The following is a 17,503-nucleotide window of genomic DNA, read 5'->3' on the forward strand; positions in this document are numbered from 1 at the left end:
GTAATCTTACCTTATTCCAGTTCTTTATCCGATCAGCCAGTCATACATCTCCTGGTATTTTCCGGCGGATACCTTCCAGGAGTAGTCGGTGGCCATGGCACGATCCACGATCTTATTCCACTCTCTCTTCCTGTCGTAATAAATATGCTCCGCATAACGGATCGTATTCAGCATCTCATGTGCATTGTAATTCGTAAAGCTGAAGCCTGTACCGGTGCTCTCATACTCATTATAGGGCTGTACGGTATCCTTCAGTCCGCCGGTCTCTCTGACGATGGGTACGGTACCGTAACGCAGTGCGATCAACTGACTCAGGCCGCAGGGTTCGAACAGAGACGGCATCAGGTAAGCGTCACAAGCCGCATAGATTTTATGGGACAGTGCATCTGAATAATAAATATTGGCAGACACCTTGTCTCCATACTTCCAGTCGAAATGACGGAACATATTTTCGTAACGTTCCTCACCGGTGCCCAGTACCACGAACTGGATATCATCCTGACACAGTTCATCCATGACATAAGCGATCAGATCCAGACCCTTCTGGTCTGTCAGTCTGGATACCAGACCGATCATCATTTTCTTATCATCTACGCGAAGTCCAAGCTCTTCCTGCAGGGCACGCTTATTCTTCACCTTTTCCTTGCGGAAATTCACTGCATTATAGGCTTTTACGATATTTTTGTCCGTCTCCGGATTGAACTCTCCATAGTCGATGCCGTTGACAATACCGCGCAGATCATGGCTTCTCGCACGCAGCAATCCGTCCAGGCCCTCACCGTAAAACGGAGTCTTGATCTCCTCCGCATAGGTATCACTTACGGTGGTCACTGCATCTGCAAATACGATACCGCCCTTTAACAGGTTCGCATCCTTATAAGCCTCCAGCTTGTCAGAGGTAAAATAATACTCCGGCAGTCCGGTAATGCTCTGTACCGTCTTCACATCCCATTTTCCCTGGAATTTCAGGTTATGTATGGTGATCACAGACTTCATGTTGCGGTAGAAATCTCCACCATGGAAACGCTCCTTCAGGTATACCGGGATCAGACCGGTCTGCCAGTCATGGCAATGGATCAGATCCGGCTGGAAATTCAAAAGCGGTAATGCCGACAGCACTGCCTTGCAGAAATATGCGTACTTCTCGATCTCATATCTGGGATCATCCCCATAAGGCTTGAAACCACCGAAATAACTCTCATTATCAATGAAATAATAATGCACCCCGGCTTCCTCTGCCTCCAGAACACCTACATACACATTCTGCCAGTTGAAATCCATGTAGAAATGTGTCACATACCTGAGCTTATCCTTCATCTCCTGCTTCATACAGGTATACTTCGGGATAAACACTCTTACATCAAAATACTCCTTGTCAATATACTTCGGCAAAGATCCTACGACATCCGCAAGTCCTCCGGTCTTGATAAAAGGTACGCCTTCCGATGCGGCAAAAAGAATTTTTTTCATGTAAACCCTCCACATATGCTACGGCTTGTATTCAAAATATAGATTGATTATACCATGTTTACGATTCATAGAAAAGAGTTCAAAGGCAATTTACAAATCTTTAATCTCCCAGTAACCCTTTCGATCCGATCCTACTCTAACTATTTTTCCCTCTTCTTTCAGTGCCTTTATAAGACGAGCTACCTTTCTCGGACTTATGCTCATTTGTTTTGCCATTTGTTTTGCTGTGACAAATGGATTTTCTTTTAGGATCTCCAAAGTTTCCATTTCTTCCGACTTTTCATTGCCAATATCATTGCCAACATCATTGCCATTGGCAATGATATTGGTATCCTCTTTTTGTTCTGTTGAAAATGGAATCTCTACTTTAATAAAATGCTCTGAAATATGAAAGATGCTCTTATCATATACTTTGAGAATTCTGCTCATTCCTGACCCTAGCTGTTCCACAAGTCCTACATCTTTAAATACTCTCATCAATTCACGATTTCTTGGCATGCTGCTACAGCTAAAAAAATCCTCTTCACTCTGTCCCGGTATCAATCCTCCATAGGAAGTAAAAATCATTCTGTCACTAAAAATTTCAAAAACCGGAGGGATCTCTCTCGTAAAATCAGAATGAACAATTGTATTTATTACAGCCTCTCGCATAGGAATAGGTGCAACCAGATTTGTTTCTGTTCTCTGCGCAGTTGTCACTTTTGTTCTCGTAACATTCTCAATCTTTAATTTTTCCAACACTTGATAGGTTGCTTTAATCAAAGAACAATAACCATATTCTTCATTTTCAATCAGATCTACTTTATCTTTTCCTGCATATTTTGCGACCTTTACTGATATGCCGTTTTCATCTGCTAATAAATATGCAACATAATTATATTTTCCATCCGGGGTCAGGAGTTCCAGCGAATTTACAAATTTATCATTTAACTCCATTCCTCTTTCCTGATAATATATTTTTAATTGTGCAAATGTCAGATCCTGTCTGGGGGATGTGATATTTCTTAATGTATTATGAAGCCTTTTACTGTAATAATTGTCTATCAGCGGTGTCGGCATCGGTTGCGTAGATGTTCCTATCCGCATAAAACATCCATTCGGCGACATCCCTTGTTTTTTAATATAATACGGCTTTTCAAGTCCACTGGAAATCAAAATTTTAATGATTGGAATATTATCTATTTCCTCTGTTACAATATCAAATAATCCCATAGTTGATGGAAGAATATTATTTTTTATTCGATCTGCTATTTTCAATTGCGTAGAATCTAATTCCGGCACACCGATAGGGCTCCCTATATCATCTAAACCGATATAGAGTATTCCTCCCTCTTTATTGTTCAGAAATGCTACAACTTCTTTTTCCAGTTTGTCATTTAATTCCGATTTAAATTCTGTTCGACTATTTTCCTGAAGCATATTCCCTCTTTTCCACAATTATCATCAACTATTTACATTGACCCTTTATTTCTTCTATAGTGTCTTTTAATCCACGTATCTTCTTTATAATCTCAAAGTTTTCACTATTTAAATCAAAAACATTAACCGAACCTATTGCACTTACTAATTCTTTTTCCACCTTACTCAAAGTATTGTAAATTTCAGCTTTTAATGTATCCTCTTTAGCATTATTAGAAGATGCTTTCGTATTAACAGATGTACTTTCTATATCTTTAGAATATAAGCCTCTCCCAACTCTTGAAATATCATTTGAGTCAACTAATTGTGCAATAGCTCCGGCAATTTGATTTTTCGTAGGTATTTTCCCACTTTTTTGAATTATGTATTTTTTAAAATCATCATTAGTATACATGCCATATGTTTTTACGCATTCAATAATATAAATCTTAATTTCTGCTGTCGATATCTTCATTTTTTCCTCCACTTCATGTATTTCGTTTAAAGCGTTTGAATCGTTAAATTCGTTAAGCGTTGTTTCTTTAGTCATTTGTGGCATCTTTTTAACAAATTATACCATTTTAAAATTCATTTATCAATATCTTTTATTTTGAATCCCGTTGTTTTTCCATATAGTTAGTTTATATAAAAATAGCAATAATTACTTATTTCACCATACAAGTAAAACAAAGTAATTATTGCTATTATTCAGTCATCATTTACTTTTTCATCTAACTTTTCGTTTCAAATTTCTCATGATCTGTAGGAAAGCCGGATTCTGTCAGCGATCAGTGCGATAAATTCCGAATTGGTAGGTTTGCCTTTGCCCGTGTCGATCGTGTAACCGAACATGGCATCCAGGGTCTCCATGCGCCCTCTGCTCCAGGCAACCTCAATGGCATGGCGAATAGCGCGCTCCACGCGGCTGGGTGTGGTCTGGAACCGCTTGGCGATGGTCGGATACAGGATCTTTGTGATAGAACTGATCATTGCCGGATCCTCTACCGACATCATGATAGCTTCCCGCAGATACTGATACCCTTTGATATGTGCCGGCACTCCGATCTCATGGATCATATCCGTGACATCCTTTTCCAGGTCATGGATGACTTCCCGGGTCTGTTCCTTTTTTTCTGTCGCTTTTACTGTGCTGTCTTTGGCGTTTTTCGTAGAAGGAACCGTGATCATAATTTGGAATTCCTTGTTGGCATTCATCAGATCCCCCAGGATTTTGTATACTTTTTCATTATCCTTTGTAGTTGTAATGTTTAATTTTTCCATTAAACTACCTCCATGACTACAAAACTACTTTTTTCACGTACCGTTCTATTATAAATAGATATGCGTCGTAGCTTCAAGCAGAACCCATCGCAAGATTTTTCCAAATTTCGCAGAATAAAAAAGGTAAAAAAAGGCGCCCGGAATGACCCGGACGCCAATAAGAGGGAAAATGTATAAGTAGAAAAACTACGAGTAAAGCAAATTAATGATGCTCTGCCAGGGTGTGAAGTGCTTCCTTGATGGCTGTCTTCACGGTCTCATCCTGTTCTGCATTCAGTCTGTGCAGCAGATAGGTCTTGGCATATTCGGTGCCGATGCTTCCTAACGCTTTTGCTGCTTCGACACGGATCTTCGTATCCGGATTGTCGATCATGTGGGCAATGCTGTTGACACTGTCTTCATCCTTGATCCGGCTCAACGCTTCCAGTGCGGCTACCACCACCGTGTCATCGGAAGAACTCAGATATTTGATGATCTTGTCGGATTTTCCTTTCTCCTGTAATTTTTGAATCTTACTTAAATCATGTTGTTCCATAAACACGCGCCTCTTTCTTTCTGCCAGCGCGGGGGCGGTAAAATCGTCTCCGGATCATCACTGTATGTCGCCTGTGGTGATTGGCTTCTCTTGATAATGTTATGATAACACCTTATCTGTCAGAAAACAATTATAGCAAAATGAAGGATTTCTAAAAATTCTATAACCTGCTACTCTTTTGCTCAAATAAATCACATCTGTATTCTAATGCCCTGTAGTCCAATGCCGATTTCACATATCCAGCAGTCATATCATTCATTGCTTTCTGCTTAGCTCCTTGTATTCACTTTGTTGGAATATACATTCGGGAAATCCCCTCGAAGCCATTCCACATATTCATCCGAAACACTGTACAATTTGAATTCTTCCATTATACTTCCTTTCTTCGGTATAAAACAAAAAGAGAGCAAATATTTTACTATCTGCTCTCTCAGAATTTAAGATTCTCCACTTATATAGCAGGAACTCTCCCGATAATCAATTCGTTATCTGTTAATCATTATATGCTTTCTTAACGAAAAAAGCAATGAGTATTTTAGCAGTGGATAGAGTAAACTTACTGTCAGTTGGAGAGTCGCAGAAGATTCCCTGCTATGAACTTGCCCAGATCGTTTTCTCATAGTCTACTTCTCCCACAGTGTTTTGTCAAATACCTCCCAGACGCTCCCGGATTGCAAGCTTTTTCCGGATGTCTATACTCGGGATGGTTGCCTGCAGCTTTTCGATGTATACCCTGTCATTGTCATGACTGTGGAGTAACAGACTCCTCATGTATCCCCTGTTTGGACGCACTGATATCTCCTCGGTTCCCGTTGCTTCTTCCTGCTTATGGCTCCGCCGGTACTTTACCAGTTCCAGGATCTTTTCTTCTCCGTAATCCTTCACATAGCATCTCAGCTGACACATCGCATCCGCTCCGGCTTCGCTCCAACCCATCGGACGGGAACTCATCCGGTCGGAATACATATGACTCACATGACCTTCTGCACTGCATCCATAGACATTCTTATCCTGCATTCTTCTCACTGCGCTATCCCAGTTGTTCAGCAGGTATTCCTCACAGTCATTCACTGCTTTTTCGTTCGGCGCACATTTCCGGATAGCTTTTATAGTCTTTACAAACTTTTTCTTCTTGCCCTTATACAGGGCCTTCCACAGCCGTCCTTTGGCTTCCCCTGCCTCATCCAGCATCTGGTTGGCCGCCTTGTTGATATATTTCATCATGTGGAACTTATCCAGTACCGGAACTCCCTTTTCAATATATTCCGCCCCTGCTTTGATCCATGCTCCTCCATCTCCACTGATATACACCGCATTCAGATACCGGCTCTCGTAGTTCGTGTCGATGTATTCCTGCATCCGTTCAAACAGATGTCTGTTTGCTTCTCCTCCGCTGCAAAGACCTCCCAGGTAGAAGACATTCTTCAGTTCCTTCCGCCCGTCTTTCTTTTCCTGTCCTTCATACAGATACAACAGCTTCCCGATCATGCTGCCCTTCTTCTCTGTTCCGTTTTTCTCCTGCTTGTGAATGTGATCCTCGTCTGCCTCAACATAAAGGTATTCCACACACTTTTTCTTCTCCGGCTTCGGGAAGGGCAGTTCTGTCTGGATTCCGTGTACCTTATCCATGACGGCAGTCTTGCTGATCAACGAATCTTCTCCCAGTACCCTGGCAGCACTGGCATAGCTGGTCTTTACCGCTTCGGCCAGCACCTCAGCTTCCGCACGGCTGCTCAGTCTTTCATGGGCATCCAGTTCCATCCATTCATCCAGAAGATAATGGCAGGTTCCATCCTTACAGCTTCGGAACAGCGTGTGGGTAAAGCAAACCGGTCCCACTGTAGTCAGCAGCTGGCGTTCATCATGCCTCTGGATGGTATATTTTTCAGCTCTGGAAATATCCTCACACAGCATACGATCCATGTCGCTGTAAAGGGCTGCCATGTGCTCTGCTACAGCCTTTCTTGCAGCCTCCGCAAGCTGCTTCTCGTACAATTCCATGTCCTTCATCCCGGATGAGAGAAAAAGTTCATCTGCTTCTTCCAAATCTTTGTACAGCTTTTCCATTGAATATGCTATAATGTTTTTCATGAGAGTGCCTCCATCGTCTGTATTTTAGATTCTCGTCAAATCCATTATAACAGAGATGTTGGTACTCTCTTTTTTTCTTTTATTCAACTGACAAAAACTTTACTCTATATTTAGCGATATTTGTTATTTCCTGAGTTTTCAAACCAGTACTTTATTCGCTGCATCAGAGACATTGCTATTATTAAATTGTTGTTTGCCGTCAGAATACATAATTTACATATTTTGAATACCAAATTAATTGCACAAATTTTAAATTTATGTTTACAAAATTCAAAAATGCTTCTTTTTATTATTCGTAATCGATTACAAATAATAAAATTTAGGAGAACAGAATTATGTGAAATGCAAGTTACTCTTATTCTGAAGTAAAGAGCAGAAACGGTAAATACGAAAGTCCTACCGTTTATTTCGCCGGTGTTCTAACACTTCCGAAACGCTATAGGTTATAATTTATCTGAAGATGGTAAATTTGGCTCTGGCACAAAGACTGCTGTACAGAATTTCCAGACAGAATGTAACCTCAGTTCCGATGGTGTTGCAGGCAAAAACACTTTGACTCAATTGGACAAAATATACCAGAGTAGTTATTTTACAAATTACGGAAAACCTATTTATACTGCATCACTTGCCAATAAGCTTGTGATGCAGTAATTACATAATGATTATTTGGAAATAAATTCTAGCGAGTCAACAAACGAATTGATTTCTTCTTCAGAAAGCAGGGAAGATATATTAATCTCGCAGAAAGCATATTCTACAATAGCTGTATATCTTTTTATTGTCTCTCTGATTCCATCACAATTATATGAAAAAGTTAATATATTGGCCTCATATCCATCTATATTTGTTTTGGATAATTCTATAATTTCTACTTCATCGTAGGTTTCTGATAATAGTTCCTTGTAATCTTCTTCTGTCATTTCAAGATTTACACGCCATGCCTCTCCTATATCAACCCAAAGTACTTTCTTTCCTTCCGAGTTCCAAAAACTTATTTCGTTTCCATCCTCATGCTGCAATTCCTTTAATTCCCATGTATTTGAATATTCAAAACTTATGTTATTATTTTCATATTTTAGCTGAATATGTTCCTCTGAGTTTAATTCTTCGCTACTGGAATCTGATTCTTTTATTTCCTCCACTACCTCAGGTTCAGTTTCCTCAAAATAAGAATTTGGTATTTCTTCAGGCTGCTTTTGACACCCCAATAAGGTTAAAGTCAACGTTCCAATCAAAATAACAGTAAAAATTTTTCTCATACATAATCTCCTTTATTTTCTCTTCTTAATATTTTAGTACTCTAAAAGAAAACTTCGTTATTTCTGCCAAATTGCTGGTACTTTATGCTGAAAAAATATATTCCCAACCAATCCTTTTTACATAACTCATTGCCACTCATATTTTTAGTCTATTATCTTTTGGCCATTTTTTCAATATTTTCTTCAGTAAATGGTAAATATGAAATCTCCAACTCTTCGACATTACCTTCACTTGCATTCAGCCATTCCATATAGTCCGTTTCATCCATGGGATCCGTTCCCCAGCCGTCTGTTCCTAGATAATATACCGTTCCTGTTTCAGAAGTATCTGCTTCATCCGGATATTGGTCTGACTTTCCGTTCGATTCCAAAGTCCACTTATCTTCTGAATGCACATATCCTACCAATTCATAAGTATCGCTCTCCGGAATATACCGGTAAAACAAATATGGCCACATGTCTCCATAAGTTTGATTGTGTGAAGACAGTGCTTTTAGATTTCCATTACGCAAAAAAGCAAAATATGGGAATTCTTCTAATTGGATATATGTTTCTTCTGTGTTACTATCATAGCCCATAATATAACCCTTCTCATACCTAATCCTTTCTTCTTATATTCTTTTTCCCACTTATAATGACAGGAAAACAAGAAAACAAGTCACAACAATTTATAATTTTCTATTTCTATTTCTTAATCAAATCTAGCCTATTTTTTTACCATATAGGTTGACATTTCAGTTCTTTTTTTCTTTTTACATTCTAGAAACTAACACTTGACGGCTCGAGACGTTATAGTACAGTTTCACAATATTATTAAAGGAGGATTTACAACATGGCAACAGTACGATATGTCAACAGTTCAAGTGGACTGAATGTAAGAGATTCTGCTGCAGGTACAAAAGTCACAACATTAAATAATGGAGACTTAATGTACGATATCCCTGGTGTAGCTAACGTAACAGCATCTTTGGGTGGGACTTCTTATGTATGGGTTAAGGTTCACTATTACAACCCAGGTACACTAATAGGATATCTTCAGTAACATTATATAAGTGAACGGAATAGAGTACCAGAGATATTAGTCGAAAAGACAAATACCTCTGATCTCTTTTTTCATTATACTCTCCAATCAGCAATTCGCATATAACCTGCTTATAAATAGCAACACTTGTCCTACCACGTTTTTTATACTATACTGATATCATCAAATCGAAAGAAGGTACTCTCATGACAAAACAGGAAATCAGCGAGATCAAAAAGCTGTTCACCCCGAAAAACTGCTCCATCACAAGAATCTGCGGATGCTACGTGGATGGAGAGAAGAATAAAAAGACGGAATTAAAGCAAGCGTTTCTGGCACTGCCGGAAGAGGAAATGTTCAAGTATTTCGAGATTCTGCGGAAGAGTCTGTCCGGCACCATTGGAAAAAATCTGCTGAATCTAGAGTTCCCGTTAAAGAGTGAAACGGAGGGCGGCACACAGGAATTCCTGCTGCGTCTGCGGGACAGCCGTCTGAAGGATGATGCATTGCTTGAGCAGTTCTACGACCGCATCATTGAGTCTTATGAATATGTGGGCAATTATCTGATCCTGCTGATCCATGATGCCTACGATGTGCCGGGACGCACCAGAGACGGTATCGAGATGGAGGATGCTTCCGATGAAGTCTATGACTATATTCTTACCTGCATCTGCCCTGTGGATCTGTCCAAGCCGGGACTAAGCTACAACGCAGTGGAAAACACCTTCCAAAACCGTATCCGGGACTGGGTGGTAGGTATGCCGGACGCTGCTTTCCTGTTCCCGGCTTTCAATGACCGGAGCACCGATCTGCACAGCACTCTGTACTATTCCAAGGATGCGGAGGAATTAAAGGAGAACTTCGTGGAGCTGATGTTAGGCTGTCCTCTCCCCCTGTCCGCAGGCGGTCAGAAGGAAACCTTCCAATCACTGGTGGAGGAGACATTAGGCGATACCTGTGCCATTGAAGTAGTAAAGAACATTCATGAAAAAATGAGCGAGATTGCCCAGGAGCATAAGGAAGATCCCGAACCTGTCATGCTGGATAAAAATGAAGTGAAAACGATCTTCGCCAGTAGCGGTGTAGCGAACGACCGCATGGACGTCTTCGATCAGTGTTTTGACGAGACTGCCGGAGAGAACACGGCTCTCATGATGAGCAATGTCTATAATCCCCGCAGTTTCGAGGTCAAGACACCGGATGTGGTCATTAAGGTCAATCCTGAGCGCACGGATCTCGTCAACACGAAGCTGATCGACGGCAGACAGTGTCTCGTTATCGAGCTGGACGGTAATATCGAAGTCAACGGCATCACCGTCCGGGCTGCCGGAAGCGGGGACAGGGAAGAATCTGAAGAATAAACCACCTGCCAAACGACAAGAATCGCACAACGAACTTGTGTAAAAAACCAGGAACAGCCTTACGAATCCAAACATCCGAAAGCTGTCCCTGGTTTTATTTTATGCGAAATCAACTATTGAATCTTGAAGTACTGCATACTCTGCGCCAGTTCATCCGCGATCTTCTTCAACTGTCCGGCGCTGTCATATACCTGTTTAAAGGTATCCAGAACTTCCTGTGTCTCGGTATAGGTCTGCTGCGTACTATCTACATTGTCATGCGCGATCTGTGAAAGCTTCTCCAGAGCCTCCCTGACTTCTCCACGGGACTCGGCCAGTCTGCCGGTGCTCTCTCTGATCTGCAGAATGCTCTGCATGGAATCCTCAATCTCCTTCAATACCTCAGAGACATTTGTTCTGGTCTCCTGCATGCTTCCACTCTGTTCGTTGATGATCTCCTGCATCCGCTGCATGATCTCCATTTCACGGGCAGAATCTTCCATCAATGCTTTCGTGGTCTCTTCAATTTCATGACCGGACTGGTTGGACTGCTCTGCCAGCTTTTTGATTTGGTCCGCTACGACTGCGAAGCCTCTTCCGCTCTCTCCGGCTCTCGCCGCTTCGATGGAAGCATTCAGGCTCAACAGATTTGTCTCCTCTGCGATGGAAGTGATGAATTCCATCGCGCTATTAATCTTCTGGATCGATACGTTGGTGCGGTCGGTCTGTTCTTTTACTTCTACGATGATCCGCTCCACTTCTTCATTGATATGGCACAGCTGTGCCAGCGTATCTGCGGTCTTCTTACTGGACTTCTGCATGGATGCGGCATTTTGGTTTAATGTATCCACTTCTGTGGAGGTCTCTGTAATATGTTCTCCCATGATCCGCATGTTCTCGGAAGTACTTTCGGAATTCTTCGACTGCTCCGTAGAATTTGCCACCACCTGACTTACAGCGTTCTGCACTTCATTCATGGTGCCGTTGGTAGTATCTGCCGCAGTTCCCAAAGCCTTGGAAGCCTCCAACAGACTCGCAGAATTCTCGGAAATTCCTTTTAATATTCCCTTCAAGGTATCCTTTAGCTTTACTGTAACCCGCGACAGATCTCCGATCTCGTCCTTCCTCTTTAACATCTTGTCATCGACCCAGACGGTGAGATCCCCCTCTGCGACCCTACCCATGATGCTGATACTCTTCTTGATATTGTGGCTGATAGAGGTTGCCAGCTTCAGCCCCACGCCGATGCACAGGATCATTGCCACGCATACTGCTGCACCGATGCCGAAAATGATTCCATTTACTACCGCATCCTTGCTTTCTTTATCGGTACCCACAAATACCATACCAATAATCTCATCATCGGAGCCATTCTGATAGACCGGCATGAAATAGCCATAATTCATAACACCGTCCAGCGATACAGAATTGCTGAAATATTCCTCGCCGTTCTGTAAGACCTTCTCCACAATCCGCTCTCCTGCCGGAGAATTCAGAATACGATCCCCATTACTATCCAGTGCGGAGGTCATGATTCTGCGGTCTCCGTAGAAAAAGGTTACGTCCATTCCGGTATTGTCTTTGATTCGGTCCACCAGACTTTCGGAATGTGAGATATTATAGCTGCCTTTCCAGATGTCGCCATTACTGGATTCCATATAGTCACCGGTGTTCTGGTCATACGCTGCCAGCGTTGCCGCAGCCGTTCCCTTCAGTCCTTCTTCGATTTCCTCCATCATGGAACTGCGTACCGTCGTCAGCATAAAAAAGATAGATAACAGTCCCAGCAATACTACCGGTCCGATGGTCATTGACAGAATCTTTTTTTGTATACTCATGAAAATGCCCCCTATTCTACCACAGATACGGTCTTGAAATACCAGTTGATACCTCCGGTGATCGTTGCATCATCCAGCGTTGTTCCTTCTTTGCCCACAGTCTCTCCCGTATTAGTCTCGATCACACCGTCAAATACCCCGTTTTCTCCGGATAAAATCTGCTTCTTGGCTTCTTCTACTTTCTCTTTCGTTCCTTCCGCACAGAAATCCGCCAGATCCGTGATGCCCACCAGATTTTCATTCATACCGCCGTAATAGTTGCTGCCGTCCCAACTGCCGTCAATGACGCTCTGCACTGCTGCCGTATAGTAAGCACTCCAGTTCCATACCACACTGCACAGGCAGGACTGCGGAGCATCCTTACTCATATCCGAATTATATCCGATACTGTACACACCTTTTTCCTGTGCCAGCGTCTGGGGATATACGGTATCACAATGCTGTGCAATCACATCACAGCCCATATCCAGTAACGTCTGTGCCGCAGCTTTTTCTCCCTCGGGATCGTACCAGCTGTTTGTCACCTTTACGTATACCTTTGCGTCCGGATTCACCGAATAGATGCCGAGTGCAAAGGCATCAATACCGCCGGTGACCTCCGAATTGGAAGAATCCATAGCTGCCACATACCCGATTTTATTGGAAGAAGTATTCATTCCCGCCACGATACCGCTCAAATATCTCGCCTGATAAATTCTGCCGAAATAGTTGTTGAAATTTTTACCGTTGCTCAGGTAGCCGGTGCCATGGGAGAAGTACACGTCCGGATATTCTTCCGCCATTTCCGCTGTAGTTTCCATATATCCCCAGCTGGTAGTGAAGATGATATTACAGCCTTCATCAATACATTCCTGAATTGCCTGTCTGGTCTCCTGCGTATCACTGTCATTGACATTAATCTTGCGGATGATCTGATCATCTGATAATCCCAGATTCTGCTGCATTCCCTGAATTCCCAGATCATGCGTATATGTATAACCGCTGCCCTCCGCCGGATCCGACAGATGCAGTACTCCTACCTTGATCTCCTCCTTTGGAATCCCTGCAGTCTGTGTTGTTGCGCTGCTGCCGCTTTCCGACTGCACCACCTGCGTAGTCCCATTGCTACCCCTTGCCTCATATCCGATGTTTGTAGCATAATCGTCCACTTCTCCGGTATTTCCGCAGCCTGTCAGTAATGCACACCCCAGAAGAATTGCCGCTGCCTTCCAAAAGTTTCCTGTTTTACCTCTTCCCATATACAAGTACCCCTTTCTCTTTTGTAGTCTATGTATATCTCTTATCTCTACCGTCTGATTTCTCAGAATCGGTTGATTCTACAAATATAAACTACAGCCTTCCCTTATTCCCTGCTGCCATGGCAGGTAAAATAAATCACCTGATACTCTTTCGCGATCTCTGTAAGGAACCGCATTGCTCCCTTGGTCCGGTTCTCATCCAGATTCACAAAAGGGTCATCCAGAATCAAAAACGGCTTCTGTTCCTCATACATGGCTTCCACCAAAGCAAGTCTCATACAGATACCGATCAGGTCACGGTTGCCCAGACTCAGGTATCCGATGTCTCTGGGCATATTTCCTTCAATCACCTGTAATCTGGTATTGGCATCCATCTGATAATTTTCGCATTCCGTTCCCGTGAGCATCCTGTAATATTTCCGGAACCCCTGCATGACAGGTTCTGTATATTTCGCAGTGAACGAACTCTTTGCCTGTTCCAACAGATTTTTCGTCATTCCAAGCAATTCATATTGTTTGAGTCCTTCCTCTGTCTTCTCCTGCAACGCTTCCAGCTCTTCCTGCATATTTTCCACAGTATCCCAGGATTCCTGTAAGTCGGAAAGTTGTTTCTGATAGCTGTCAATGGTCTGAAAACGTTCTTCCATACGCTCCGAAAGGACCTGCATTTCATCTGCCAGACTTTCCAGGGATTCCTCTCCCTCCGGGATCTTCAGTGCCAGAAGTGCCGGAATGTCCTCTTTCTCTTCAAACGCTTTTATCTCCTGCTCGATTCTCCGATATTCCTGTAACTCCTTCTCATAATCCTTTCTATGACTTTCCAGTTCGGCCAGCTGTTCTTCCGGGTGCTCCTCCGGAATCAGCTGCAACGACATCAGATAATTTTTTACCTGTTCTGCCAACGCTTCGTATTTCTGCTTTTGCTGTAAATATTTCTTTTGTTTTTCCAATAAAAGCTGTCTCTGTCTGCACTTTCCCGCCAGTTCATGCAATGCTGCAAGATAGTTTTGTGTTTCCGGTACTTCTCCGTATTCTGCAAAAAACTGCTGTAAATCTTTCTGCAGTGCGGCAATTCTCGCAGTCTTTTCATCTGATCCAGCCTGCTTCTGCCGCTCCAAAAGTGCCTCGTAATCTCTTCTCTTATTCTGCAGTTCCACAAGCCAGGAGGTCAGTTCCAGTCCTTCCCGAAGTCCCCAACGAGTGCAGAAATCCTCAATCTGTCCTTCCTCTATGCAGACCTGTGCCTCAAGTTCTTCCATTTCCTGTTCCAAACGGGAAAGCTCGGTATTTTCTCCCGTTTGGTCTTTAGATCTGCCTGCTGTAAACAACAGTGCCGCTGCCACAGCTGCAATTCCCAGTACGACCAGGACTCCTCCGATCACTCCCTGTCCCAACAGGATCACAGCAAAACCACCAAGCGATAAAAGAATGCCAAAAAGCAACAGCATTTTTTTCCTTTTACCTGCTTCTTCCTGCTCCCGTAAGCATCTGGCATCTTCCTGTGCCTGTATGGATTGCAGGGTTTTCCTCTGTATTTCTTTCGCCTGCAGAAGACTTTTTCCTTCATTGCGGTTCGTCCAGGCATTTTTTACACTGTCGATCTCCGCCTCCTGCGGCATTCCTTCCGCAAAATATCCGGAAAGCTCCTCTAACCGCCTGCTCTCTTCCCCTGACAGGGCATTTTTTCTTGTTGCGCTTTCCAGGCTCTCAAGTTCTTGTGCCTCAGCATATTTTTCTTCCAACTGCGCATTGTCCGCCATGGGAAAATTATCTTTACACTGCGCCTGTTCTTCCTCTGTCAGGCAATAGATTTCCATTGCCTTGCGGACAGAAATCCCCTGATTGCAGACGGCTGCTTTTTCGCGTAATTCTTCCCCTTTTGGTATCACGCCGTTAAAATAGCTTTCCGCTTCTTTTAAAGTCTGCTGTCTCTGTGCCATTTTTGCACGCAGATCCAGGTACTTCTCTTTTTTCGCCTGTTGATCCTTATAAATTCCCAGTTCCTTTTGTCTCTCCTGCAGTTCTGTCAGTTCCGCAGAAAGCTTTTCTCTCTCCTCGATCGCCGCCTTTTTCCGGGTATCAATACTTTCCATCGTATTCTGTATCTCCTGCCCGTTACGGATCTGCGTCTTCAGTTCCGTAATGCGGTCCTTGCTCTGACGGAGCGATCCGGTCTTACGAGAGGGTGACATGCTGTTTAACAGATCGTTCAACCGCTTGTCCGCTGTCTCAAAATTATTGATATCGTCCGTATTCTCCGCCAGATTCCCGATTTTGGCATTGATGCCGTCCGTAACAAAGGTCTCGCAGTCATTCTGTGAGATAAAAATCGTTCGTTCAAAGGATCCTGCGTCGATCCGGAACAACTCTTCTCCCAGATTTTGTGTAAAATCACTGCGTGGAAGATTTGTTTTCGTATCTGTCAGCTGAAATTCATCTTCTGCGCTTTTACTTCCGAAGGTTCTGCGGACAGAATATTGCTTTCCTTCACTTTCAAATTGCAGTTCTCCGCCGTAGACCCCCTTTTGCCAAGGACTGTATCTCTTCCTCTCATTTTCCAGTGGGTCCCTCTTCCCTTCATTCCGGAATCCAAACAGCATAACGCGTAAGAATGCAGCCAGTGTGCTTTTTCCCCAGCCGTTTTCCTCACAGACGGTGTTGCAGCCATCTGTAAAATCATATGTAAAGTCACTTAGTTTTCCGAAATTCTCAATGTGACATTTGATCAGTTTCATGCGTCTAGGATCTCCTCTCCGGCCAGTGCCTGCAATCCGTAATGTATCACTGTCGCCTTGTCCTCTTCCGACAGATCTTCTCTGCCCATGACAGTACGGATAAACTCTCCCTTTAAGGACTTATCCTTTGCAAAAGCAGCATAATCCACCAGATACGCAGAGCTGTCCTTAATCTTCACAAAATAAAAAAGGTGGCTGAACTGATGTAACAGAAAGTCAATATCCTTTTCACTTTCCACATCTATTTTCCCGACCAGTTCATACTTGATCAGACTTTTCTCCGGGTAACCTTTCCCGGCTGTCTCGGCTCTCATCCGTTCCATGATTTCCGTCGTGGATTCACAACCGGTAATATCCACCGGGATGGTATAGAGCTTCCGGGATGCGAAAGGAATAAACGTACTGTCAATTGTACCTGTCAGCTCATCAATATCAAGCATCACAAATCCATGCTCTCCGCATTCGTCAAACCCTCTGCCCTCCAGACAGCCGGGATAACAATAGACGCCTCTCGCATCCAGACGCTCTTTTTTATAGCTGTGGATGTGTCCCAGGGCAAGATAATCAATTCCCTTATTTTTCAATGCCGTCAGATGAATGATCTCCGCCTTATCTCTCGCACTGTATTCCGATTCCTGCCCATGCAGGACTACAATGTTGCATTGATCCACATCCAGTGACAGCGTATTATATATGCTTCCACTGTTTTCCGGTGTCAGTTCCACCCCAGTAACCGCAACTCCCTTACCGGAAGTATTCTCCGTCCCTGAAAGTTCATAGCTTGTCCAGTTGTTCCCAAATAGATGAAGATTCTCCGGAAGTTCCGAAAGACCGGACGTAAAGCTTCCTTCGTCATGATTCCCCTGTAAGTAATAAAAAGCTATTTTGGGATGTCCCTGAATTAAGTCTTTTACCACATTCCGGGCGGTAGCGGATACGTTTTTCGTATCGAACAGATCTCCTGCGATTATGATCGCCGCCACGCCCTGCTCTGCCCCGTAGGTAACCATATTCTGAAAAGTAGTCAGCAATTCCGTCTTGCGTTCTCTCGCTTTTTCTTTGGTCAGATTTGCACTCATTTTGGAATCCAGATGGATATCCGCACAATGGATGATTTTCATATTGCTGCCTCCCGCATTAACCCTGTAGCACCTGTTTCAAAAGATTGGAACTATGCAGAATCTCATTCGCAAAACCGCATCTGTGATGCTCTCGTTTTGCAGACATATTCATTATATACGAATCTTTGTTCGATTACAACAAAAACGTATCGGTAGTGAGACATTTGGTCTCATTT

The 17,503-nt window shown here is 43.1% G+C and carries 14 protein-coding genes and 1 pseudogene; 3 read left to right on the plus strand and 12 right to left on the minus strand.

Annotation, left to right across the window (positions count from 1 at the left end; genetic code table 11):
• Positions 1-24 precede the first annotated feature (24 nt).
• The 6 genes and pseudogenes from glgA to ACLTOH_RS09735 form a co-directional block, all read right to left on the minus strand.
• Entirely contained in the window at positions 25-1,470 is a 1,446-nt protein-coding gene (gene glgA, locus ACLTOH_RS09710; protein ID WP_117466179.1) for a glycogen synthase GlgA, read from the minus strand.
• Between the two features lie 90 nt (positions 1,471-1,560).
• Positions 1,561-2,889 carry an RNA-binding domain-containing protein gene (locus ACLTOH_RS09715; protein WP_117466180.1) on the minus strand — a complete coding sequence of 443 codons (1,329 nt, stop codon included), beginning with the start codon at positions 2,887-2,889 and terminating at the stop codon, positions 1,561-1,563.
• 28 nt (positions 2,890-2,917) lie between these two features.
• A complete protein-coding gene (locus ACLTOH_RS09720) occupies positions 2,918-3,418 on the minus strand; it encodes a hypothetical protein (protein ID WP_227733207.1) in 501 nt (166 codons plus the stop codon).
• A gap of 203 nt (positions 3,419-3,621) precedes the next feature.
• A pseudogene (locus tag ACLTOH_RS09725) lies at positions 3,622-3,966 on the minus strand (sporulation initiation factor Spo0A C-terminal domain-containing protein); the annotation flags it as partial.
• 385 nt (positions 3,967-4,351) lie between these two features.
• Positions 4,352-4,684, minus strand: coding sequence for a HEAT repeat domain-containing protein (locus ACLTOH_RS09730; RefSeq protein WP_117466182.1), 333 nt, complete (start codon positions 4,682-4,684; stop codon positions 4,352-4,354).
• A gap of 645 nt (positions 4,685-5,329) precedes the next feature.
• Positions 5,330-6,775: an ISLre2 family transposase gene (locus ACLTOH_RS09735; RefSeq protein WP_412223078.1), complete on the minus strand. Its 1,446-nt coding sequence runs from the start codon at positions 6,773-6,775 to the stop codon at positions 5,330-5,332.
• 438 nt (positions 6,776-7,213) lie between these two features.
• Between ACLTOH_RS09735 and ACLTOH_RS09740 the strand changes: the two genes are divergently transcribed.
• Positions 7,214-7,426: a peptidoglycan-binding domain-containing protein gene (locus tag ACLTOH_RS09740; RefSeq protein WP_369694771.1), complete on the plus strand. Its 213-nt coding sequence runs from the start codon at positions 7,214-7,216 to the stop codon at positions 7,424-7,426.
• Between the two features lie 11 nt (positions 7,427-7,437).
• Here the strand turns inward: ACLTOH_RS09740 and ACLTOH_RS09745 are convergent, their stop codons facing one another.
• Together ACLTOH_RS09745 and ACLTOH_RS09750 are read right to left on the minus strand one after the other, a co-directional pair.
• A complete protein-coding gene (locus ACLTOH_RS09745) occupies positions 7,438-8,034 on the minus strand; it encodes a hypothetical protein (RefSeq protein ID WP_304251412.1) in 597 nt (198 codons plus the stop codon).
• Between the two features lie 152 nt (positions 8,035-8,186).
• Positions 8,187-8,612 carry a hypothetical protein gene (locus ACLTOH_RS09750; protein ID WP_304251410.1) on the minus strand — a complete coding sequence of 142 codons (426 nt, stop codon included), beginning with the start codon at positions 8,610-8,612 and terminating at the stop codon, positions 8,187-8,189.
• Positions 8,613-8,866: 254 nt separating this feature from the next.
• On the opposite strand from ACLTOH_RS09750, the gene ACLTOH_RS09755 reads away from it, so the two are divergent.
• The gene (locus ACLTOH_RS09755) at positions 8,867-9,076 is read left to right on the plus strand and encodes a hypothetical protein (RefSeq protein WP_412224026.1); all 210 of its coding nucleotides are present in this window, start codon (positions 8,867-8,869) and stop codon (positions 9,074-9,076) included.
• Positions 9,077-9,261: 185 nt separating this feature from the next.
• A complete protein-coding gene (locus ACLTOH_RS09760; RefSeq protein WP_227733211.1) occupies positions 9,262-10,416 on the plus strand; it encodes a DUF4317 domain-containing protein in 1,155 nt (384 codons plus the stop codon).
• Between the two features lie 113 nt (positions 10,417-10,529).
• Here ACLTOH_RS09760 and ACLTOH_RS09765 read toward each other — a convergent pair whose 3' ends face one another.
• From ACLTOH_RS09765 to ACLTOH_RS09780, 4 genes are all read right to left on the minus strand, one after another.
• Entirely contained in the window at positions 10,530-12,233 is a 1,704-nt protein-coding gene (locus ACLTOH_RS09765; RefSeq protein ID WP_412224028.1) for a methyl-accepting chemotaxis protein, read from the minus strand.
• An 11-nt stretch (positions 12,234-12,244) separates the two neighbouring features.
• Complete coding sequence (locus ACLTOH_RS09770; protein ID WP_412124139.1) at positions 12,245-13,471, minus strand: BMP family ABC transporter substrate-binding protein; 1,227 nt, start codon at positions 13,469-13,471, stop codon at positions 12,245-12,247.
• A gap of 104 nt (positions 13,472-13,575) precedes the next feature.
• Entirely contained in the window at positions 13,576-16,206 is a 2,631-nt protein-coding gene (locus ACLTOH_RS09775; protein WP_412224029.1) for an AAA family ATPase, read from the minus strand.
• Positions 16,203-17,327, minus strand: coding sequence for a metallophosphoesterase family protein (locus ACLTOH_RS09780; protein ID WP_412224031.1), 1,125 nt, complete (start codon positions 17,325-17,327; stop codon positions 16,203-16,205). The genes ACLTOH_RS09775 and ACLTOH_RS09780 overlap by 4 nt, the downstream gene beginning before the upstream one ends.
• Positions 17,328-17,503: the final 176 nt, after the last annotated feature.

This window comes from Waltera sp. (assembly GCF_046969025.1).
Taxonomy (GTDB): domain Bacteria; phylum Bacillota; class Clostridia; order Lachnospirales; family Lachnospiraceae; genus Acetatifactor; species Acetatifactor acetigignens.

Excerpts from the sequence above, each read along its gene's own strand:
- ACLTOH_RS09745 (WP_304251412.1), bottom strand. The coding sequence starts at position 8,034 with ATGAGAAAAATTTTTACTGTTATTTTGATTGGAACGTTGACTTTAACC.
- ACLTOH_RS09735 (WP_412223078.1), bottom strand. The coding sequence starts at position 6,775 with ATGAAAAACATTATAGCATATTCAATGGAAAAGCTGTACAAAGATTTG.
- glgA (WP_117466179.1), bottom strand. The coding sequence starts at position 1,470 with ATGAAAAAAATTCTTTTTGCCGCATCGGAAGGCGTACCTTTTATCAAG.
- ACLTOH_RS09730 (WP_117466182.1), bottom strand. The coding sequence starts at position 4,684 with ATGGAACAACATGATTTAAGTAAGATTCAAAAATTACAGGAGAAAGGA.
- ACLTOH_RS09765 (WP_412224028.1), bottom strand. The coding sequence starts at position 12,233 with ATGAGTATACAAAAAAAGATTCTGTCAATGACCATCGGACCGGTAGTA.
- ACLTOH_RS09780 (WP_412224031.1), bottom strand. The coding sequence starts at position 17,327 with ATGAAAATCATCCATTGTGCGGATATCCATCTGGATTCCAAAATGAGT.
- ACLTOH_RS09755 (WP_412224026.1), top strand. The coding sequence starts at position 8,867 with ATGGCAACAGTACGATATGTCAACAGTTCAAGTGGACTGAATGTAAGA.
- ACLTOH_RS09750 (WP_304251410.1), bottom strand. The coding sequence starts at position 8,612 with ATGGGCTATGATAGTAACACAGAAGAAACATATATCCAATTAGAAGAA.
- ACLTOH_RS09715 (WP_117466180.1), bottom strand. The coding sequence starts at position 2,889 with ATGCTTCAGGAAAATAGTCGAACAGAATTTAAATCGGAATTAAATGAC.
- ACLTOH_RS09760 (WP_227733211.1), top strand. The coding sequence starts at position 9,262 with ATGACAAAACAGGAAATCAGCGAGATCAAAAAGCTGTTCACCCCGAAA.
- ACLTOH_RS09720 (WP_227733207.1), bottom strand. The coding sequence starts at position 3,418 with ATGACTAAAGAAACAACGCTTAACGAATTTAACGATTCAAACGCTTTA.
- ACLTOH_RS09775 (WP_412224029.1), bottom strand. The coding sequence starts at position 16,206 with ATGAAACTGATCAAATGTCACATTGAGAATTTCGGAAAACTAAGTGAC.
- ACLTOH_RS09770 (WP_412124139.1), bottom strand. The coding sequence starts at position 13,471 with ATGGGAAGAGGTAAAACAGGAAACTTTTGGAAGGCAGCGGCAATTCTT.